This is a genomic window from Bradyrhizobium sp. Pha-3, from assembly GCF_042258615.1.
GTDB lineage: Bacteria > Pseudomonadota > Alphaproteobacteria > Rhizobiales > Xanthobacteraceae > Bradyrhizobium.
Window position 1 is genome coordinate 3,049,415 of the sequence record NZ_CP170152.1, and the last position, 20,987, is coordinate 3,070,401.

Annotated in this window: 19 protein-coding genes and 2 pseudogenes; 14 read left to right on the forward strand and 7 right to left on the reverse strand. The window is 59.7% G+C overall.

Features of this window, described 5'->3' with window-relative positions; all coding sequences use genetic code 11:
* Window positions 1-29: 29 nt before the first annotated feature.
* From ACE10Z_RS14265 to ACE10Z_RS14325, 13 genes and pseudogenes are all read left to right on the forward strand, one after another.
* Window positions 30-314 carry a XapX domain-containing protein gene (locus tag ACE10Z_RS14265; RefSeq protein ID WP_375788468.1) on the forward strand — a complete coding sequence of 95 codons (285 nt, stop codon included), beginning with the start codon at window positions 30-32 and terminating at the stop codon, window positions 312-314.
* Entirely contained in the window at window positions 311-2,194 is a 1,884-nt protein-coding gene (locus ACE10Z_RS14270) for an amidohydrolase (protein WP_375788469.1), read from the forward strand. The genes ACE10Z_RS14265 and ACE10Z_RS14270 overlap by 4 nt, the downstream gene beginning before the upstream one ends.
* A 1-nt stretch (window position 2,195) precedes the next feature.
* Window positions 2,196-2,621, forward strand: coding sequence for a DoxX family protein (locus ACE10Z_RS14275; protein WP_375789830.1), 426 nt, complete (start codon window positions 2,196-2,198; stop codon window positions 2,619-2,621).
* Between the two features lie 34 nt (window positions 2,622-2,655).
* Entirely contained in the window at window positions 2,656-3,567 is a 912-nt protein-coding gene (locus tag ACE10Z_RS14280; RefSeq protein ID WP_375788470.1) for a glyoxalase, read from the forward strand.
* A gap of 9 nt (window positions 3,568-3,576) precedes the next feature.
* Window positions 3,577-5,004: an alginate export family protein gene (locus ACE10Z_RS14285; RefSeq protein WP_375788471.1), complete on the forward strand. Its 1,428-nt coding sequence runs from the start codon at window positions 3,577-3,579 to the stop codon at window positions 5,002-5,004.
* Between the two features lie 26 nt (window positions 5,005-5,030).
* Window positions 5,031-5,717, forward strand: a complete 687-nt coding sequence (locus tag ACE10Z_RS14290; RefSeq protein ID WP_375788472.1) for a YoaK family protein — start codon at window positions 5,031-5,033, stop codon at window positions 5,715-5,717.
* Between the two features lie 49 nt (window positions 5,718-5,766).
* A pseudogene (locus tag ACE10Z_RS14295) lies at window positions 5,767-7,256 on the forward strand (alginate export family protein).
* 88 nt (window positions 7,257-7,344) lie between these two features.
* Window positions 7,345-8,565, forward strand: a complete 1,221-nt coding sequence (locus ACE10Z_RS14300; RefSeq protein WP_375788473.1) for an ABC transporter substrate-binding protein — start codon at window positions 7,345-7,347, stop codon at window positions 8,563-8,565.
* 221 nt (window positions 8,566-8,786) lie between these two features.
* The gene (locus tag ACE10Z_RS14305; protein WP_375788474.1) at window positions 8,787-10,433 is read left to right on the forward strand and encodes an MFS transporter; all 1,647 of its coding nucleotides are present in this window, start codon (window positions 8,787-8,789) and stop codon (window positions 10,431-10,433) included.
* A 228-nt stretch (window positions 10,434-10,661) separates the two neighbouring features.
* Window positions 10,662-11,015 carry a putative quinol monooxygenase gene (locus ACE10Z_RS14310; RefSeq protein WP_375788475.1) on the forward strand — a complete coding sequence of 118 codons (354 nt, stop codon included), beginning with the start codon at window positions 10,662-10,664 and terminating at the stop codon, window positions 11,013-11,015.
* 726 nt (window positions 11,016-11,741) lie between these two features.
* Window positions 11,742-12,476 carry an SDR family oxidoreductase gene (locus ACE10Z_RS14315; RefSeq protein ID WP_375788476.1) on the forward strand — a complete coding sequence of 245 codons (735 nt, stop codon included), beginning with the start codon at window positions 11,742-11,744 and terminating at the stop codon, window positions 12,474-12,476.
* Between the two features lie 326 nt (window positions 12,477-12,802).
* The gene (locus ACE10Z_RS14320; RefSeq protein WP_375788477.1) at window positions 12,803-14,524 is read left to right on the forward strand and encodes an adenylate/guanylate cyclase domain-containing protein; all 1,722 of its coding nucleotides are present in this window, start codon (window positions 12,803-12,805) and stop codon (window positions 14,522-14,524) included.
* Window positions 14,525-14,689: 165 nt separating this feature from the next.
* Window positions 14,690-15,013: a putative quinol monooxygenase gene (locus ACE10Z_RS14325; protein WP_375788478.1), complete on the forward strand. Its 324-nt coding sequence runs from the start codon at window positions 14,690-14,692 to the stop codon at window positions 15,011-15,013.
* Window positions 15,014-15,081: 68 nt separating this feature from the next.
* Here the strand turns inward: ACE10Z_RS14325 and ACE10Z_RS14330 are convergent.
* From ACE10Z_RS14330 to ACE10Z_RS14340, 3 genes and pseudogenes are all read right to left on the reverse strand, one after another.
* Window positions 15,082-15,273 (reverse strand): annotated as a pseudogene (locus ACE10Z_RS14330) (hypothetical protein); the annotation flags it as partial.
* A 629-nt stretch (window positions 15,274-15,902) separates the two neighbouring features.
* Entirely contained in the window at window positions 15,903-16,409 is a 507-nt protein-coding gene (locus ACE10Z_RS14335; RefSeq protein WP_375788479.1) for a YkgB family protein, read from the reverse strand.
* A 47-nt stretch (window positions 16,410-16,456) separates the two neighbouring features.
* Window positions 16,457-16,993, reverse strand: a complete 537-nt coding sequence (locus tag ACE10Z_RS14340; protein WP_375788480.1) for a carboxymuconolactone decarboxylase family protein — start codon at window positions 16,991-16,993, stop codon at window positions 16,457-16,459.
* A gap of 289 nt (window positions 16,994-17,282) precedes the next feature.
* On the opposite strand from ACE10Z_RS14340, the gene ACE10Z_RS14345 reads away from it, so the two are divergent.
* A complete protein-coding gene (locus tag ACE10Z_RS14345; protein WP_375788481.1) occupies window positions 17,283-17,567 on the forward strand; it encodes a helix-turn-helix domain-containing protein in 285 nt (94 codons plus the stop codon).
* A gap of 15 nt (window positions 17,568-17,582) precedes the next feature.
* On the opposite strand, the gene ACE10Z_RS14350 is transcribed toward ACE10Z_RS14345, so the two are convergent.
* The 4 genes from ACE10Z_RS14350 to ACE10Z_RS14365 all read right to left on the reverse strand — a co-directional run bounded on the left by ACE10Z_RS14350 (window position 17,583) and on the right by ACE10Z_RS14365 (window position 20,938).
* Entirely contained in the window at window positions 17,583-18,686 is a 1,104-nt protein-coding gene (locus ACE10Z_RS14350) for an alkene reductase (RefSeq protein ID WP_375788482.1), read from the reverse strand.
* A 79-nt stretch (window positions 18,687-18,765) separates the two neighbouring features.
* Window positions 18,766-19,440 (reverse strand): peroxiredoxin-like family protein, encoded by a 675-nt coding sequence (locus ACE10Z_RS14355; RefSeq protein WP_375788483.1) that lies wholly within the window; start codon window positions 19,438-19,440, stop codon window positions 18,766-18,768.
* A gap of 149 nt (window positions 19,441-19,589) precedes the next feature.
* Window positions 19,590-19,907, reverse strand: coding sequence for a hypothetical protein (locus tag ACE10Z_RS14360; protein WP_375788484.1), 318 nt, complete (start codon window positions 19,905-19,907; stop codon window positions 19,590-19,592).
* Window positions 19,908-20,056: 149 nt separating this feature from the next.
* Complete coding sequence (locus ACE10Z_RS14365; protein ID WP_375788485.1) at window positions 20,057-20,938, reverse strand: LysR family transcriptional regulator; 882 nt, start codon at window positions 20,936-20,938, stop codon at window positions 20,057-20,059.
* Window positions 20,939-20,987: the final 49 nt, after the last annotated feature.

Here is a 20,987-nt window from a genome sequence, read left to right on the forward strand (position 1 = left end):
GCGGAAACGCCGAAGATAGGAGGACTGTCATGAAGGTCTACGTGTTGTCTCTGGCTGCAGGCCTCCTCGTGGGAGTGATCTACAATTTCCTCAGCGTCCGCTCGCCAGCGCCGCCTCTGGTGGCGCTGGTCGGGCTTCTAGGAATCCTGGTTGGCGAGCAGGTCGTCCCGGTCACCAAACTGCTCATCGGGGGCTCGAGCTTTTCCGAGGCATTCCATCTCTCGAGCTGCGATTCCCACATTTTCGGAATGCTGCCGGGCCGACGCACGGTCGGTCCCATTGATGGCCTCAAGAATCCGGAGAAGCAAGCATGAGCAAGCAGGGCCCCGACCTGATCCTGCATCACGGTCTGTTCGCGACACTTGATCGTTCGAATCCGGCGGCGACCGCCGTGGCGATCAAAGACGGGCTGTTTACGGCCGTGGGACACGTTGGCGATGTGATGAAGCTAGCCGGTTCCTCGACAAAGATCGTCGACCTGAAAGGGCGGCGCGTGCTGCCGGGTCTGATCGACAATCACCTCCATATCATCCGGGGAGGGCTTAACTACAATATGGAGCTGCGCTGGGATGGCGTCTGGTCACTCTCCGATGCCATGGCCATGTTGAAGAAGCAGGTCGCGATCACGCCGCCGCCGCAGTGGGTGCGAGTTGTTGGCGGATTCACAGAGCATCAGTTCGCGGAGAAGCGCCTGCCGACCATCGACGAGCTCAACGCTGTCGCGCCCGACACCCCTGTCTTTATCCTTCATCTTTATGACCGCGCGATGCTGAACGCTGCGGCGCTGCGCGTGATCGGATACACGAAGGACACGCCCGAGCCGCCCGGCGGCGAGATCGTGCGCGATGCGAAGGGCAATCCGACGGGGCTTCTCCTGGCAAAGCCGAATGCCAACATCCTTTACGCGACGCTGGCCAAAGGACCGAAGCTTCCGTTCGAATATCAGGTCAACTCGACCCGGCATTTCATGCGGGAGTTGAACCGTCTCGGCGTCACCGGAGCGATTGACGCCGGCGGCGGCTTCCAGAACTATCCTGAGGACTACGCGGTCATTCAGAAGCTGTCGGACGACGGGCAGCTCACCGTCCGCCTGGCGTACAACCTGTTCACCCAGAAGCCGAAAGGGGAAAAACAGGACTTCCTGAATTGGACCAAGACGTCGAAGTACAAGCAAGGAACCGACTACTTTCGCCACAACGGCGCCGGCGAGATGTTGGTGTTCTCGGCAGCTGACTTCGAGGATTTTCGCGTTGCTCGTCCGGATATGCCTCCGGAAATGGAGGGGGAGCTTGAAGACGTCGTCCGTATCCTGGCTCAGAACAAATGGCCATGGCGCCTGCATGCGACCTACGACGAGACGATCTCGCGAGCGCTCGACGTATTCGAGAAGGTCAACCAGGACACACCGCTGGATGGTCTGCATTGGTTCTTTGACCACGCCGAGACGATCTCCGACCAGTCCATCGACCGGATCGCAGCACTAGGCGGCGGTATAGCCGTGCAGCACCGCATGGCCTATCAGGGCGAATATTTCGTCGAGCGCTACGGCTTCGGCGCGGCCGAGGCGACACCGCCGGTCAGGAAAATCATGGACAAGGGCGTGAAGATCTCGGCCGGCACGGACGCAACGCGGGTCGCCTCTTACAATCCCTGGGTCTCGTTGGCCTGGCTCGTAACGGGCATGACGGTCGGCGGCCTGCGACTGTACCCCCAGCGCAACTGCCTCGATCGTGAAACCGCACTGCGCATGTGGACCGAAAATGTCACTTGGTTCTCGAACGAGGAGGGGAAAAAGGGACGTATCCAGGTCGGACAATTTGCAGATCTGATGGTTCCGGATCGCGATTTCTTCTCCTGCCCCGAGAGCGAAGTTGACGACATCACAAGCGATCTGACGGTAGTCGGCGGACGGATCGTCTATGGCGCGGGAGAGTTCAAGGCTCTCGACGAGAACGCGCCGCCAGCCGCCATGCCCGACTGGTCGCCAGTGCGCAGTTTCGGTGGGTACGGCAACTGGGCCGAGCAGGGCGGCAAAGCACAGGCCGTTCGCGCGAATGCGATGCAGATGTGTGGCTGCGCAAATGCGTGCGGCGTACACGGTCATGATCATGCGCGCGCATGGTCCGGCAGACTGCCGATTTCGGATCTCAAGAGTTTCTGGGGTGCACTCGGTTGTGCCTGCTGGGCGGTGTGAGATGTTCGCCAAATCAGATATGCCGAGCTGGGTCGCGACAATCCTATCTTGGTCATGGGTTGCGGCGGCCGCCAGAATAGCGCTCGTCTCGGCGTTCCTGATCGGCGGAATTCAGAAAGCCCTCGATTTTCCCGGGGCCGTTGCGGAGCAGGCGCATTTCGGACTGCAGCCGGCGTGGCTTTGGGCCACGGCGGCCATCATCGTCGAACTCGGCGGCTCCGCGCTCGTCATTCTTGGACGCTGGGTGTGGCTGGGAGCCGGCGGGCTCGGCGTGCTGACGGCAGTCGCCATGCTTACCGCAAACGATTTCTGGGCCAAGGCCGGTCACGATCGCTTCCTGGCCGTGAACGCCTTTTTCGAGCATTTGGGGCTGATCGCGGGCCTGGTGCTTGTGACAATCCTGTCGTTACGCTCGCAAAGCGCTTGATCACTATCGCTCAACTCTGCTGTTCGAGGTTTCCATGTTCCGCAAACATCATCTGATCGAGATCCTGCTGATTTCATCGTTGCTGACGACCGCGTCCGCCGCCATCGCGCGTGATCAATCGGAGTCTGCCTCGCCGAAAGTCGGCGTCGGCGCGCAATACGATACCACCCACGTCTATGTAGCGCCCGAAGACGTGGACAAGTTCGTGGTGAGCTTCATTGCCACTTTCGGCGGCCAGAGCACGAAACAGGTCGTTGCAACGGTGACACCCACTCCGAGCAGCACGACCTCCCAGCTTCTTCAGACGCCGGTCGGCACCGTCTCGCTGTTCGGGTTCAAGACGCCGATCCCCTATCCCTTCGGAGCGGAGCGAACGGGCTATCTGGTCACCGATATGGACGAAGCCATCAAGGTCGCAAAGGAGTCTGGCGCTGACGTTCTGGTGGCGTCGTTCCCCGATCCCATCGGGCGCGACGCCGTGATTCAGTGGCCGGGCGGTGTCAATATGCAGCTCTATTGGCACACGACGAAACCGTCCTATGCAGCGTTCGAGGCCATCCCCGAGAACCGCGTCTACGTTTCTCCCGAGCGGGCGGACGACTTTACCCGCAGCTTCCTCCGGTTTTCACACGGGAAGGTTGTTTCCGACGATGCACATGCCGCCGGGGTCGAGATCGGCCGAGCGAAGGATACCTTCAGGCGCATCCGGATCGAATCGGCGTTCGGAAAGATAACGGTGTTCGTCACCGATGGCCACCTGCCTTACCCCTACGGGCGGGAGCTGACCGGTTACGAGGTGAAAGATCTGCAGGGAACTTTGACGAAGGCTAAGGCCTCGGGCGCCACCGTGCTTGTCGAGCCCTATACCTCTGACGGGCGGTCCGAAGCCATGGTACAATTCCCCGGCGGATATATTGCGGAGGTTCACGCGACCCTACCGAAATGAGGAGGCGGGATGGCGTTGTTGCTGGGACGATTGCTTTTGCGGAGGTGCTGGGCGGCAGGCGTAGTATGTGCGGCGGCGCCGCAGATGGCGTGGGCGGACGATCAGTCTCAAGCTTCAACGCCGCAGCGGCCGGCCATCATGTTCAACCGCTGGCAGGAAGACTGGTCGGTGCTCGCGGACCCACGCTTGCCGCGTGAGCCGTTTGATGAACTCAAATATGTACCGCTGTGGACCGTCGATCCGTACACCTATCTCTCATTCGGCGCCAACACGCGTGATCGCTTCGAGTCCAACAACGCGCCGAACTTCGGCACCGGGCCGAACCGCAGCCAGAATTACGTTATTAGCCGAAACGAATTCCACGCCGATCTCCGCGTAGACAATCAAATCCAAGCGTTCGTGCAATTTCAAGCTGACTATGCGCCGTGGAAGACCATGTTGACGCCCGTCGATCGGGACCGGCTTGATCTTGAGCAGGCTTGGGTGGCTCTGACCGAGCCGGTGGGAGGCGGAACGCTGAAATTGAGAGCCGGCCGTCAGCAATTTGGCTTCGACCTGCAACGCTTTGTGGCCGTTCGCGACGGCCCCAACGTCCGACAATCTTACGACGCCGCTTGGGCTGACTACGAGAATGGACCTTGGCGGTTTATCACGTTTTACAGCCTACCGGTCCAGGTCCGCGACGTTACGATATTCGATGATTACAGCAGCGTCTCCACGCAGACCTTCGGGATGGCGCGCGCAGAGTATAAGTTTTCCGAGTCCCTGTTTATCGCCGGCTACTATGCCAATTTCACACAGGCGAACGCGCAGTTTGCGAACACGTCCGGCGACGAGCGGAGAGACATTTTCGATGTCCATCTGAACGGTACCGCTAATCATTTTGATTTTGACCTCGAAGTGATGAACCAGACCGGACGCATCGGAATAGAGCCGATCGAGGCCTGGGCTGTTGGCTCACTCGCTGGCTACACCTTTGCCGACGTGAATTGGAGCCCAAGGGTGGGTATTCAACTCGACGCGGCGTCTGGTGACGGCAACACCAAACGAACCTTTGGGACATTCAATCCACTGTTTCCCAACGGCTATTATTTTACGCTTGCGAGTTACACCGGGTACACCAACCTCATTCACGTCAAGCCATCCCTGACGCTGAGCCCTACCTCGTCGCTGAAGATTATGTTCGCAGCTGCGGTTCAGTGGCGCCAGAACACCGCAGATGCGATCTATACCCAACCTGACATACCCGTCCCGAACACCGCTGGGCGGCCGGGCGCCTATACCGGAAGCTACGGACAAATTCGGCTCGATTGGACCATAGACCGCGCGACTTCATTCGCAATCGAGGCGGTGCACTATGCGGTCGGTAACGCATTGCGCAACGCCGGCGGCCATGACTCGAACTATGTCGGCGTAGAGATCAAACGGGGATGGTAGTGCCCCCGGTGTTGAGCGGAAATTCCATGATCGTGCCTTTTCTCTTGAGCCTCACCGCAGGCTATGTCGACACGGCAGGCTTTCTCGCATTGCAAGGTCTCTTCACGGCCCATGTTACCGGGAATTTCGTGACCCTTGGCGCGTCGCTTACTCTCGGCACGTCGGGAGCCGTTGCGAAACTCCTGGCCCTTCCGGTCTTCTGTGCGGTCGTAATGGCTGTCCGCCTGCTCAGCTCGGCCCTGACGCAGCGTTGGCGCTTCGTCTTCGAAGCAATGCTCGGCCTTAAGGTCCTCCTGCTGATCGTCGGCGCCGCGCTCGCGATCGAGTTCGGACCTTTCCGGAACGGCGACAGCTGGCAAGCGGTGATTACCGGAATGGTGCTCGTTTCGGCCATGGCCATCCAGAACGCCGTACACCGGGTTTATCTAGGAAGTTCACCTCCCTCGACGCTGATGACCGGCACGACGACGCAGATCATGATCGATCTAGCAGATATGATCCACGCGAGGGACAACGTGCCAGCTGGCCAAATCAGGTCGCGGGTCGCAATGATGTCGAAGAACGTCATCATCTTTGCCATCGGGTGCGCCGCCGCGGCCCTCCTGTATGCGCGCTACGACATTTGGTGTTTCGTGGTGCCACCGCTATTGGGCGGACTTTCGCTGCTTGCTCGACTAACGGAGCCGAAGCTGAAAGAAGCACTGAAAATCTGACCGTTCCGGTCTGTTTCCAGATTCGAAGACGAGTTCGAAGCGAACAGAGATGCAGATCGACGCTGTCGGAGATGCTACCTCTTCCGGATTTTTCGGAACCAAAAAGGTAGTCGATAGGGCCGCGGTCCTCGCAGCGATCACTATCTTCGTTGCGGTTGCCGTCTCGCTACCCGCCAACGCCCTGTCAGCGGAAGTCAGTGGAACGGAAAACGCGAATGTCGCGCCGCTGAAGACGACGCTCCTGCGCTATGACGAGGACTATTCCTATTTGCGCGATCCGGCGAAACGGACCGGAGCCTGGTGGGAGCCATACAAGTACATTCCGCTCGATTTCGGTGATGATGCCTTCCTCACTCTCGGCTTGGAGCTTCGGTTCAGGGAGGAGGCATATCGCAACTTCAATTGGGGTGAGCTTCCGGTCAACGAGTATCAATGGTACCGGATGTTGCCATATGCGGACCTGCATTTCGGCCCGAACCTGCGCCTGTTCGGCCAAATGATTGGCGCTTGGGTTACCGACAAGGAAGCAGTTGGCGGCATCGACGCAACGGGGGCCGAGCTGCTCCAGGGCTTCGCGGATATCAAGCTGCCATTGGCCAGCGGCACCGATCTAACCTTGCGGGGAGGGCGACAACTTCTGTCTTATGGCACGGAGCGGTTGATCAGCTTGCGGTACGGCCCGAACGTGCTTCGTTCCTTTGAAACGGCGTTGGCTTCGATTCAATCAGCTCCATGGCGGATCGACACCCTTTACGCGCGACCGGTCCGAAACCTGATCGGCAGCTTCAATGACCGCTTCGATCCAGACCGATCACTCTGGTCGATCTATGCCACTGGCCAATTGACCGGGATCAGTTCCAGGCCGGGTCTTGATCTCTACTACATCGGCTACGGAAATGCCGCCGCAGAATTCAATCAGGGACGCGGAGAGGAGGTGCGGCACACTATCGGCAGTCGCTTTTTCGGCGCCGCAAATGGTTGGGACTGGAACTACGAAGGCATGGCCCAGTTTGGCCATTTCGGTCACGGGGATATCCGCGCCTGGTCGATTGCCTCCGATACGGGCTACACGTTCGCGGCGCGACCTTCAGCCCGCGGCTTGGCTTGCGGGCCAACATTATCAGTGGCGACCGTAATCCTAATGATCCCTATCTTCAGACCTTCAATCCACTATTCCCGAAGGGAAAATATTTCGGCGAGATAGGCCTGATCGGGCCATACAATCTCATCAATGCTCACCCGACGCTCACCCTTCAATTGAACAAGGATTGGACCCTCGATCTGGCAACATTCTTTTACTGGCGCGAAAGTCCTGGCGACGGAATTTACGGCCCCGGCGGTGACCTCGTGCGACCTTCGGATGACAGCTGCTCCCGCTATATCGGAACTCAGGCCGACGTGATCCTCGGGTGGCAACCGGTCCCTTGGTTCAGCGCTGCACTGTCCTACTCTGTATTCGTGCCCCGGCAGTTTATACAGGAAACAGGCCCATCCAAGACGGCTCACTTCGTGGGCGTTGAGGCGGTGCTGAAGTTTTAATTGCTATGTCGACGCCGCTCTGATCCGTCTCGGATAGCTCTACGATAGCGACTGAAGCGAAACCAATCTTGCGAGGGGAGCCAAACAAATGCGCATGAGACTAAAGATCGTGTTCGCAGCATCGCTGCTCGCCGCCCCGATGCTGCCTCTCGCGGCTTCGGAGACGAAAGACACGGGTGATGGCGAAATCCGTATAGGCAACATAATGCCCTATAGCGGTCCGTTGACGGAATTTGCCTCTATTGGAAAGACGGAATCTGCCTATTTCGACATGATCAACGATCGCGGAGGCATCAATGGCCGGAAGGTGAGGTTCATTTCGCGTGATGACGGGTCGAATCCAAAGAAGGCCGTGGAGCAGACCCGCCAATTGATCGAAGATGATAATGTGTTGCTGATTTCTGGCTCGTTCGGAACACCGGGCAATTTGGCCATACGCGCTTATATGAACGAGAATAAGATACCACAGTTGTTCGTTGCTTCCGGTGACCAGGAATGGAGTAAACCTGCTGAGTTTCCCTGGACAATGGGTTGGCAGCCTCCGTTTCGCGCCGAGGGGCGCATCTATGGGAATTTTGTGCAGGCGTTTTATCCGGACCACAAGCTTGCAGTCCTCTGGCAGAACGATCAGTTCGGGCGCGATCTGTTGATAGGCCTGCAGGAAGGCCTGGGAGACTGGACGCGTATGATCGTAGCTGACAGTACTTTCGAGATGTCGGATAAATCGATCGATAGACAGATCGATGTCCTGAAAGCGTCGGGAGCAGGAGTCCTGCTTTTCGCGGGTTCACCGAATATGGCTGCACTCGCCATACGGCGGTTGGCAGAAATCGATTGGCACCCGGTCGTCATCCTCAACAACGTGGCCGCACCTGCCGTGCGCGCGCTGGGGTCGGCCGACGTACAGAACGCGGTGGGGGTGATCTCAACGTCTTTCCTGAAAAATGCGACCGACCCGGTCTGGAAAGACGACGAAGGGATCAAACAGTTCTCAACGTTCATGGACAGGTATTATCCCGGCGGCGACAAGGCGGATAGCAACGTTCTCTTTGGTTATGCTGCTGCCCAGACCCTGTCCCGAGTGCTCGAACAATGCGGTGACGACTTGTCGCGCGAGAACATCATGCGACAGGCCGCATCGTTGAAAGATTTTCAGAGTTCGGTCACGCTCCCCGGAATTTCGATAAGCACTGGTCCAAACGACTTTCGGCCGATCAAGCAGTTGCGGCTTGTCCAATTTGACGGAAATGTATGGCTGTCAATCGGGGATGTGATCGATAGCGCGTTCCTCGGTCCGACGAACCATTAGATCGAGATATGAGGGCGGCGCCGTTTACTCGTTACCCGATCTACCTTCCGACCCGGCATTTCTCCGTGAAGGCCAAGATTACTCAGCGATCTTCTGGTCGAGTCCTTCTTGGAGGAAGAGTGGTAGCTTGCGGTAGCTGGCAGACTGCGGCGGGGCAGGGAGCGATGCTGCCGCTCACGTCAGGCACCAGTTACTGCCACACCTGAGTGGAGCGAATGAAGATGGCGACGGATCAGCAACCAAAGCGGACGACGAACCCGCCGAGCACGTTGCCCTGGAACGCATTTCGCCACACGGCCTTTACGGTGGTTTGGATTGCGACCGTGGTCTCCAATGTCGGAACCTGGATGTATAATGCGGCGTCCGGCTGGCTGATGACGAGCCTGGACGCCGACCCGCTGAGCGTATCTTTGGTTCAAGTCGCAGCCAGCCTGCCCATGTTTCTCTTTGCGCTTCCGGCGGGCGCGCTGGCGGACATCGTCGACAAACGCCGCTTTCTGATCGTTACGGAAATCGTCGTCACGTTAGTTGCGGCGGCGAGTGCCGTGCTCGTCTGGCTGGGCCTCATCAATCCATCCATCCTGCTGCTGTTTACGTTCCTCCTCGGCGTGGGCGCAGCGTTTACCGCGCCAGCGTGGCAATCGGTGGTACCCAGCCTTGTGCCGAGGCAGGATCTGGCTGCGGCGGTGGCAAGCAACGGGGTTGGCGTCAACATCAGCAGGGCGATCGGACCTGCACTGGGCGGCGTGATCATCGGCGGGTTGGGAATTGCCGCGCCGTTCTGGTTGAACGCGCTTAGCAATTTCGGCGTTATCGGGGCCCTGTGGTGGTGGCGTCCGTCAACGTCCGGCGGACATGCGCTCCCTGCCGAACGTCTGACAAGCGCCTTGGTGATCGGACTTCGTCATGCCCGGTACAATCCGCATCTGCGAGCAACACTGATAAGAGCCGCGAGCTTCTTCTTTTTTGCGAGTGCCTATTGGGCGTTACTTCCGCTTGTTGCGCGCAACCAGATCGCCGGGGGGCCGGCGCTTTACGGCATATTGCTGGGCGCGATCGGAACAGGCGCGGTCAGTGGAGCGTTCGGCCTGCCCTGGATGAAAGCCACCTTCGGGCCCGATCGGCTCGTTGCACTCGGCGCCGTTGGCACAGTGGTCAGCCTGATCCTGCTCGGCCTCGCACGTGACTCCGTGACTGCGCTGGTTGCCTGCATCGTTGCTGGTATTTCCTGGATCGCGGTCCTCGCGACCCTCAATGTCTCAGCACAGGTTTCCCTGCCGGATTGGGTACGGGGCCGCGGGCTTGCCATGTTCGTAACGGTCTTTTTTGGTGCCATGACCGCGGGCAGCGCGATTTGGGGGCAAGTTGCCTCGATGCTCAGCCTGCCGGCCGCGCACTTCATCGCGGCTGCCGGTGCCGTGATTGGAATTGTGTTGAGCTGGCCATGGAAACTGCAAAGCGGTGCAGAAATTGATCTCACGCCCTCCATGCATTGGCCCGTTCCGGTTTTGACGATCGACGCGGAGCCGGATCGGGGACCAGTGCTGATAACCGTTGAATACCACATCAATCCTGAACGACGCGGCGCCTTTTTGGTAGCGCTCCAGGAACTTGGTCAGCAGCGTCGACGGGACGGCGCGTATGCCTGGGATATCTTTGAAGACGCCGCCGAGGAGGGACGATTCCTGGAAACATTCCTCGTCGCATCGTGGCTTGAGCACTTACGGCAGCATCAGCGTGTTACCAACGCCGACCGCGTCGTCCAAGACGCCGTTCGTCAATACGACGCCAAGGCCGAGCCGAAGGTAAGCCATTTCGTTGCTGCATCCATCGGGTCCAAATCAATCCGGGGATCCGATGAGCTATAGCTTCTTCCAGGAGCGTGAGCTTAGAGGAGTTGATATTCTAGGCGTGCGAGCGTTCTCGAAACTAAAAACAGCAAGAAGTTTCACAGAAGTCGGCAACAGCCTTCAAGAGATTGGCCTGTCTGAACGTCACATTGCGGCTTGCGAAAATTGGTTTTGCAAACTCGTGGTTGGCAAATGGGCCGATTGTCATCGTGTGTGTGTCTTGAGGCGCGGTAAGATGGAGCACTGATGCAGAGCGAACAGGTGTACTGGATATTCACTGTTACCGTTGATCAGATGGACAAGTTCACGTCGCTGATAGCAAAGATTGTTGCAGCGACAGCGAAGGAGCCGGGCGCGCTGCAGTTCGAGTGCAGTATCGGTGAGGACCAGAAGACGGTTGACTTATTCGAACGATACGCGGATTCGAAGGCGGCCCTCTTCCATCAAGTGGAAAGCTTCGCACCGTTCTCGAAAGAGTTCTTCGCCGTGGCCAAGCTCACTCGCTGGGTGATCTATGGCACGCCTTCAGATGAGTTCAAGAAGGCGAACGTGGACTTTTACCCGATTTATATGACGCGATTCGATGGTTTTGTTAGGTGAGGAAAGTGGCTGCTGAGCTTAAAGTCTAGCGGACATTATTGAACGGCTGCCTATCCGCCGATCCTCTCCGAAGTCATTGATACTCCCGTGGGCTCGCCCCAATTTCTACCTATAGATTGCTCGTTACTGGCAGAGCGCACACATGCTGGAGGCGCAGGTCTGACGCAGGGTCGCGGCTGATGTGGCAGGCCGTCAGAGCAACAAACGCAAGCGATAATCGAATAGCCGGTGCATGAGGAGATCTCGGAAAATACCTGGACATCAAGGTCCTTGCGGTTTGGTCTTCCAAAGATCAGCCTGGCCAGGCTTCAGGCTGCGGAGTTGGAAGCTTTCGCATCTGCCTGGCGTCAAAAAGTCCATGGTGGTGAGTAGGGAGGGAGTGACCTCGGTGGCATCGGAGGGTTGCTCGCCTGCGCGACGATTTCGTTCGCAAGCCTTCAGCTCTGCTGGTATGCACAAGAATTGTTCACACCATGGTACAATTGAGCCATCAATTTTAGGGGCTCTATACTCCGTTCCTAGCGATTGATCACTCAAAGAGTGCGGTGATGGTCCCGACCTAGAGCATCGAGGTCGATCAATCGCCGCTCCAGGAAACCATCAGGAAGTAGCGAGCAATTCAGAACGCGCGCGGACTATCGACGCAGGTGTGCTTGTTTGTGCAACCGCATTGCGGCGCTTCTCCGTTGGACCGGCACAGCTCTTTAACGGAGGACGACCTGACAAATGAACAGGTTGAATAATAAGCGCACTCTTGTCACGGGCGGCAGCAGCGGCATCGGGCTCGAGACGGCTCGCCGCTTCCTCGAGGAAGGGGCCCGCGTAGCCATTACTGGCAGAAATTTGGCCTCGCTGGAAGCTGCTCGCAAGGAACTCGGAAACGTGCAAGTTATCCATGCGGATGCCGGCGACGTAGCCGCTCAGAAGAAGATAGCCGCTGAGATACAGGACAATTTCGGCGGTCTCGACGCAATCTTCATCAATGCCGGCATCGGCGACTTCCGTCCATTGGCCGAGTGGGACGATGCTGGCTTCGACCGCTCGGTGGCGGTCAATTTGAAGGGGCCTTTTTTTCTGATCCAGGCTCTGTTGCCGATTCTCGCCAACCCGGCTTCGATTGTGCTGAATACCTCAATCAACGCCCACATTGGCATGCCGAATTCCAGCGTCTACGCGTTGACGAAAGCGGGATTAATTTCGCTCGCTCGCACCCTTTCCGGCGAGCTCCTGCCGCGGGGCGTTCGCGTCAATGCAGTGAGCTCCGGCCCAATCGCTACGCCTTTGCACGGCAAGATCGGCCTGGGCGATGCGGAGATCAAAGGCCTGGTCGGTCAAATCCCAGCGGGGCGCCGCGGCGTGCCCAAGGAAGTAGCTGACGCCGTCGTCTTCTTCGCCTCAGATGAATCATCGTTTACCATCGGTAGCGAACTCATTGTCGATGGTGGCATGAGCACACTCTGACCGGTGGGACGATGCTTGTTCGCGGATGATCTGTTCCATCGGCTGTTCGGGAGCGTCGTGTGCTGCTATAGTAAGAGCGACTAGTCAGCAGGGATGGACTTGCAGTCGATGCGAGCCTATTCAAGGCCGATGCCGACCGACAGAATCGGATTGAAGGCCTAAAGACTTCTTTCGGAAGTCGGCCGAGCGATCGATGAGTATCGGGCTGTCCTCGCGAGACCGCTACATGCTCGGTTCTGGAGCAGAGGGCACATATGCCGGAGACGCGGGTCGGACGCAGGTTGGCGGCCATAGTCGCGGCTGACGTCGCAGGCTATTCACGACTCATGGGCCTCGACGAGGTCGGTACCGTCCGGACCCTCCGAGAGCACCGAGCGGTGATTGACGCGCTTGTGGCCAAACATGGCGGTCGGATCGTCAAGACGACCGGAGACGGCGTGCTGCTTGAGTTTCACTCGGTAGTAGATGCGGTCGAATGCGCGGCGACCATGCAAGTGGTGATGGCCCAGCGGAACAACAGAGTCCCCGAGGGCCGGCGCATGCTGTTTCGGATCGGGATCAACCTTGGCGATATCCTGATCGAGGAGGATGACATCCTTGGCGATGGCGTCAACGTCGCGGCCCGACTCGAGAGCGTAGCGGAGCCGGGCGGCATCTGTATCTCAGCTTCCGTGTACGATCAGGTTCGTGGCAGGGTCGCGGTCGAGTTCGCCGATTTTGGCGAGCAAAGGCTGAAGAACATCAATCGCCCGGTGCACGTCTACGGAACGAGGTCGAGTGGTAATCTCGGGACGGTTTTACCTGACGTACAATCTCCGCGCCCTCAGGTCCTCCCGCTACCTGACAAGCCGTCGATCGCTGTGCTGCCGTTTCAAAATATGAGCGGCGATCCGGAACAGGAATATTTTGCCGACGGTATGGTCGAGGATATCATTACCGCGCTCTCGCGTATCCGCTGGCTCTTTGTGATCGCCCGCAATTCGAGCTTTACTTACAAGGGGCGTGCCGTCGACGTGAAGCAGGCTGGGCGCGAGCTAGGAGTTCGCTATGTGCTCGAGGGCTCAGTGCGCAAAGCCGGCGACCGGATACGAATCACGGGACAGTTGATCGATGCGCTTACAGGCGCGCATCTGTGGGCCGAGCGCTATGACCGCGACATCAGCGACATCTTCGCGGTGCAGGATGAAATCGCCGGGAGCGTCGCCGCGGTGATAGAGCCGGCACTGGCTGCCGCCGAGCAAGAGCGCGTGCTCCGCAGGCCGCCGGAACGGCTTGATGCGTGGGAAGCCTATCAGCGCGGCCTTTGGCACCTCCACAAATATCGGCCGGAAGAGAACAAGGTCGCGCTGGCTTTCTTCCGCCAAGCTATCGCGCTCGATCCGCATTTCGCGCCCGGCCACTATGGATATGCGCTGGCTCTCCAGTGGGATATCTGGCACTTTTCGAGCCGCCCTTTCGTGGAGGTTCAAGAAACCGCGCGTGACGAAGCGCAAATCGCGGTATCGCTCGATGACAAGGATGCGACGGCGCATGCCGTACTGGCACACATGATGATGTGGGGTAGCGAATGGGAAGCGGCGATCGCGGAAACGCGCACCGCAATTGCCCTCAATCCAAACAGCGCGTTTGTCATCAGCATGCTTGGCTGTGTGCTCGGGTTCGGCGGATATCGAGAGGAAGCACTCGAAAGACTGCAGCAGGCATTGCGTGCCAGCCCACACGATCCCTTGATTTGGCTTTGGTTGATCTGGCGTGGGCTTTTGCAGTTCTTTTCACGCGATTTCACGGCCGCGCTGCAGACGTTGCGCCACGTTGCTCGCCTGCGTCCGGGTTACGTTGTCACCTTCCAATACATTGCAGCGTCGCTTGCTCATCTCGGGCGTTCGGACGAGGCGCGCGAAGCGCTCGAACGTGTTCCCCCGCAATCGGTGGAGCAGCTTGAGAGGTGGCAGGAAAGGCCACCCTGGATGCGCCCCGAAGATTATGCGCTTCTCGTCGAAGGTGTCCGCCTCGCAGCCCATCCAGGGACAGCGCAATCCCAATCATAAGGGGTAAACGATCAACTCTACCCTTGCAGCATCGCTTTTCGCTCACTAGGAGCCAGGGATGTCATCGCAGATTATCAGCTGCTTAAGTCCGCCACGGCCGCGCCGAGCTGAACGCCGCCGAGACGGTTGATTGAGCACTCTTGGTCCAACTCTAGGAGCTTATCCATGTCTCAGACTATTTCATTCATCGTTCATTTGCCCGTCAAGGCCGAAGCACGCGAAGCACTCTATTCGAGCCTCGTAAAGGTGCTCGACGAAATGTCGAATGAACCTGACTTCGTAAACACTTATCTTCACCGTTCGGTGGAAGATGCCGATACCCTAGTACTCTACGAAACCTGGGCATGCAGCGCGCAGTATTTCCAAGATTGCCACCTGAAGAAAGCGTATCGAGTCGAATACGAGGGCAAGCTCAAGAACATGTTGAAGTCGGAGCGGCGTTTTGAATGGCTCGAACTCGTCAAAAGCTACGAGAGCAAAGGCAGATAGTCCATGATCGACGCCGGCCCGTCCCTCGGGCGCCATTGAGCGACCGCGAGGGGCAGGTGGACAAAGGTCTAGGCCTGGTTGTGAGCAGGGAGCGGGTTATCATCGATCAGCGCCGCCGGAGCTCGCATCGTTTCGGCGGCCGCCATCCTGGCGTCGAGCACATCAGTCAAACGGACTGGATCGAGCTCGCCTTCGGTCCGCGCAATCACGATCGTCGCCACGCCGTTGCCGATCACGTTCACAAGTGCCCGCGCCTCTGACGGTATTTGAAGCGTCGCCGCACCAGCGCGGGCACGGCAGTCTTGGTTAGGCACGCAGCGCTGATCAGTCGATTGACTCCGATAGGTAGCGGAATCGCCAGCATTGCGAGCGGCTGGAATTTTTCTGTGAACTCAAGACCAAAAGATTGCGGCGGGTATACCGTCGGCATTTGTCCGTCAGAGTTGAAAATTTGTGCTTACAAATCAACGTACGAAACGTCGTTCGAAATGATTGAGTGGGTAGTGCGGCGGCCGGCTGCTATCGCGCAGTTTTGCGTAGTCTGGTGCAGTTGTTCTCGCTTCCTTTCGCATTGAGGACGCTGACCGAAGTAGTGAGCTTGGCTTATCCCGGTCGAGGTCGGTAATCCAACGCGTTTTCGCTAACGGAGTATAGCAGCGCACCTGATCGTACAGATGGGCGGGGCGTCTAAAGCCCCAGCTTCGAGCACCGGCAGGTTTTGGTGGCAAAGCGGACATTCGGCCGAACCAGGTGCATCACAGATCGTCGGGAACAAACAGTTTGATGGCCGCGCAATTTTCCGCAGCACCCCTTCGGCATTTTGGAACGCGCAATCGCCGGCGAGGTGTGACTCTCGCCGGCGACGCCTCGCCATCAGCAGGGTGCCACCCTATTGCCGCGTCAGGCGAACCACGTCCTGCCTCAGCAGGTAGAGCGAGACGGCGAGCAGGACGACGTCCTTCATCAGGAAGGGCACGTTACCGGTCATCGCAGGGAAGCCTCCCGCAGCGACGTCCCAGCCCTCCGGCATGAAAGGAATGATGGTGACGGTCGCGATGAAGGTGCCTGTCGAGCCCAGTGCGCCAAGAACGCCGAGCCGCTTGTCCCAGAAGCCTGCGAGCAGCAGGGTCCCGAACGTCCACTCCGAGGCGCCCAGGAAGTAACTGGCGCCGGCGTGGCCGAAGACCGGATAGAGCCACCAGATCAGCGGCCCGTTGCTGATGAACGGGACCAGTCGTTCGAATTCATACGGAAACCACTTCTGGTAACCGAAGAAGGCGAACATGATCACCATCGAGGCCCGGACAACGTGGTAGTCGAGGTCCTCGGCCAGCAGGCCGGAGCTGTGCAGCGCCCGGACGAGCGGATTCTGAACGGTGGTGGAAAGCGTAGCCATGGTCGTGATCCTTTCATGCTGAAGATCTGACTGATCGCACGGTCGCTTCATGCGACGGCGGGGAAGTCGATCTCGGTGTCGTTGATGCGGTTGAAGACGTTGGTGAAGACGGTGGTCGCGAAGGCCAGGCTAATCTCGACGAGCTGGGCGTCGCTGTAGCCGGCGGCCTTAATCGCGGCGAACTCCTCGTCGCTGACGGTGCCGCTGGCTTCCGCGAGCTTGCGGACGAAGCGGGCGAGTGCGTCGCGCCTGGCATCGCCTGTGGGCTTGCCATCGCGGATGCTCTTCAACTCGTCAGGCTTCAATCCTGCGAGCTTGCCGAGCAGGCTGTGCGCAGCCTCGCAGTAGTCGCAGCCGGCCACACCGCTGATGATCAGCTTGATGGTTTCCTGGTCGCGCTTGCTGAGCGAGCCGGACGCGAGCACGGCATCAGCGGCGAGGACCGACTTGAGCGCAGCAGGGCCGTGGGCGGCGAGAGCCGCGAAGGTGTTCGGCACGCTGCCGATTGCCTTCTTGATCTGCGCGTAGACTTGGCCGGACGGACCGGTGTCGGATTCGAGATTGGGGACGGAAAGACGGGACATGATGGCACTCCTTTGTTGAGGTGGTGAACGATTGCGGAGTGACAGTATGAGCGTCAGGCGAGACTTTGAATGTCGAGGAAGCTCGAATGTATGCTCTATCGTCTCAAGATCGGTTCGTTAAGGAGGTCGCCATGGATTGGCTCAGCAGGCTGTTCGAGACGATGCCGGTGCGCGGGCGGCTCGATCTGCGCTGCTCCTACGGCGCGCCATGACGGATCGATCAAGGGCCGGGCGAGGCGAATGAGATCTGCTCGGGCGATCGGCCTCCGATCTTCTGGCTGGCATCCGGATGACGGTCGCGGCGAACGAGCTAAGGAAGTCGTCTCTTTCGACGGGGGCCGTGGCGGAGGCGGTGGGGTATCAATCCGAAGCCGCCTTCCAGCGCGCCTTCAACAGCCACATGGGCGTCACTCCGGCGCAGTGGCGCAAGATGCAAGAACCGTCGGGTCGGGATATCTTCGCAAGGCCGGCGGCTCTCGCCGATGCGGACCAGGCGAAGGTTACTGAAGCGGATACGGTTGGCGAGCGTAGGCCAGCGAAGGGCGGCGATGCACCCTCGCTGGCTGAGAGATGACAGACGCGAGCAGGTTCAGGCTGCTGCCGCCGCTTCTGCGGTCGGGTAGTCCGTGTAACCGCGCGCGTCGCCGCCATAGAAGGTCGAGCGGTCGTAGCGAGTGAGCGGCAGTCCCTGCCGGATGCGCTCCGGCAGATCCGGGTTGGCGATGAAGTGGCGGCCGAAGGCGACGAGATCGCCATCGCCAAAGGTGACGGTGGCTTCTGCCGATGCCGGGGTGAAGCCTCCGGCGGCGATCAGAGTCCGTGAGAACGTCTTCCGCAGCTGCCGGGCACCGATGGCGGCCTCGCCGTGCGCGACGTCCTCGGTCCCCTTGATGCGCGGTTCGACGACGTGGAGATAGGCGATCGCGAGGCGATCGAGCTCGGCGGTCAGGTATCCGAAGGTCGTCTGCGGATCGCTGTCCGACATCGATCCGTAGGTGCTGCTCGGCGAAATCCGCACGCCGACGCGATCGGCTCCCCAGACGGAGATCGCGGCTCGAGTGATCTCCAGCAGGAAGCGCGCGCGGTTTTCGACGGGACCGCCATATTCATCGCAGCGCTTGTTGGTGCCGTCCTGAAGAAACTGGTCGGGGAGGTAACCGTTTGCGCCGTGAATCTCGACACCATCGAAACCCGCCCGCAGCGCCCGTTCGGCGCCCGACCGGAACTCTTCGATGATGCCGGGGATCTCATCCAGCTCCAGGGCGCGCGGCATCGAGAAGGGCGCTTCGCCATGTTTGGTGTACGCGTAGCCCTCGGCCGCAATCGCGGACGGCGCGACCGGCGCATCTCCGTTCGGCTGCAAGTCGACATGCGACTGCCGGCCGACGTGCCACAATTGCTGGAAGATACGGCCGCCTTTGGCGTGGACCGCGTTGGTGACGCGTTGCCATCCTGCGATCTGGGTGTCCGAGTAGATACCAGGCGCACCGGCATATCCATAGCCGCGGATCGAGACCGGTGTCGCTTCGGAGATGATCAGGCCGCCCTTGGACGCGCGCTGGGTGTAGTATTCGACCATCAGATCGCTCGGAATGTCGCCTGGATCTGAGCGCATCCGCGTCAGCGGTGCCATCACGACGCGATGGGACAATTTGTAGGGACCGACCTGGGTCGACGTGAACAGCCTGGACATGGGAATATTCCTTTCGGTTGCTTGAGTTGAAGGACAGCGGCCGATGGTCATTGCGCCCCACCGGCCGCCTCATGCGCCGTCACGCCTTGACGGCGACCGCCCGCTGCAGGACCGGTATCATGTCTTCAGGCTCGGGCCGGCGGGTGTAGTCGGGGTTCACTTCGGAATAGAGGATCACGCCGTCCTGGCCGATGACGTAGCGGGCCGGCATCGGCAGCGTCCAACTCGGATCGTCGTTGAACGTCGGCAGATCGTTCTTGAGCTGCTTGTAGAGCTCGATCAGATAGTCGGGCAGGTCGAAGCGCAGGCCGAACGCGGCGCCGACCTTGCCCTTGACGTCCGACAGGATAGGGAACGAGAGCTTGTTCTGGCGCACCGACTTGCGGCTGTTGGGGGCGGTCTGCGGCGAGATCGCCACCAGCGAAGCGCCGTATTTGTCGAACTCCGGCTTGGCGGCTTCGAGCGCCTGCAGCTCCATGTTGCAGTACGGGCACCAGACGCCACGGTAGAAGCTGAGCACCAGCGGACCGCGCTTCAGGAGGTCGGTCGAGTTGACGAGGTTGCCCTCCGGATCTTTCAGCGAGAAGGACGGGGCGACATCGCCTGCCTTCCTGGCGCGCCGGGCGGCTCCCGACTGGATCAGCTCGGCCGTGGCGCGGTGCATCGTCTCGATGACGGCGGGGGGAACATTGTAGGGCGGCTTTCCGGCTTCAAAATCGGCTTTGAAGGTGTCGAGACTGGCTTGAAGCGACATGACGGGTCTCCTTTGGCGTCTGCGTGGGGACGGCGGCGCCGCCCGTTTCGTTGAACTCACGCGTAAAACCTAAAGGAGACCGCCACAGGAGGTAGCGGGCACGTCGGACTAGAGCTTATTCCGTTCGGGAATGATGGCGCGCAGCGGGGTCAGCATCCGCGGCAGATGATCAGCTTACGGTCCAATTCCCGGTCTACCTGCTGTTGCTGGTGTTCCCACGCCGAGACGGCTTCGTGGTGAGGGACATCTGCCTGATGCGGTTGCCGATGGCCGACCGGAGCAAGCCAGGGCAAGCGCGAGGTCAACATGATCGGCGCACGGTCTGTGGCGGCGCTGATCGTCACATCAGGGAAAACGGCGACGGTATCGTGCCGGCTGGTTGCATTTGCCGGCGAAAGCAGGCCGGCGAGGGCAACAGCAGCGGCGGCAGCGTAAGCTGAGCGCTGCAGGATCGAGATGAGGGACATGGTGACGCTCCTTCGCAGGAGGCTCGGGATGAGCAGCTCCCTTGCTTGTCACCGTACTCGTTCACCCGAAGCGTTGAATGCTGGTCGGGATCGAAGGCATGCTCGTTCGTCTCACGACCCGCGCCAACTACGCCCCGAGACTGCATCGCTTACGCATTGAACGCACGCTCGAAGAAGGCGACGAACGCTCTCGCTTTGGCCGTCGCCGCACGGCCAGTCGGAAGTACCGCCCATAGGTCAAGTGGCGGGAGCGTCCATTCCGACAGGACCGCACGGACGGCACCCGATCGCAGTTCGGGTGTGAACATCCACTCCGACGCGATGGTCAGTCCTGCATGTGCGAGCACCGCCGCCCTTACACCTTCCGCAGCGGTCACTCGCAATCTGCTTTGAACGCTAACGGCCAGTTCCGTACTTTCGCGTCTGAACGACCAGACGCTGCCTTCTCCCTGCAGATAGACGACGGCCTGGTGCTTGCTCAGTTCACTCGGCGTCGACGGCGTGCCCGCCCGATCGAAGTAGCCTGGCGTGCCCAGCACGAGCCGCTTGCACCTTGCGATTCGGCGAGCAGTCAGTGTCGAGTCCATCATCTTCCCCATCCGGAGTGCCACGTCGATGCCCTCCTGGACGAGGTCGATCTGACGGTCGTCCAGAACAACCTCGAGGTCCAGGTCCGGATTCTGCGCCATGAATTGCGGCAACAGCGGAATGAGGTGGATCCGGGCGAAAGTAACGGCACCGCAGATCCGCAATCGCCCCTTGAGTCCGGCTCCGGCTCCCCGCGCGGCGAGCTCGGCCTCGGCTGCTTCCTCGAGGGCGCGCCTGGCACGCTCGAGATAGCCAAGTCCTGCTTCCGTCGGGGTGAGGCCACGGGTCGAGCGCGTCAGAAGCTTCACTCCAAGATACTCCTCCAGCTGTGCGACCGATTTGGAGACGGCCGGTTGCCCCACCCGAAGCTGCCGCGCCGCGCCAGAGAAGGACCCCGTTTCGACCACCCGCACGAACGTCTCCATTGATGCCAGACGATCCATCCTATTCTCCGCAGGAATGAGCGATATCGCTCCGTCCTATCTGCCATGC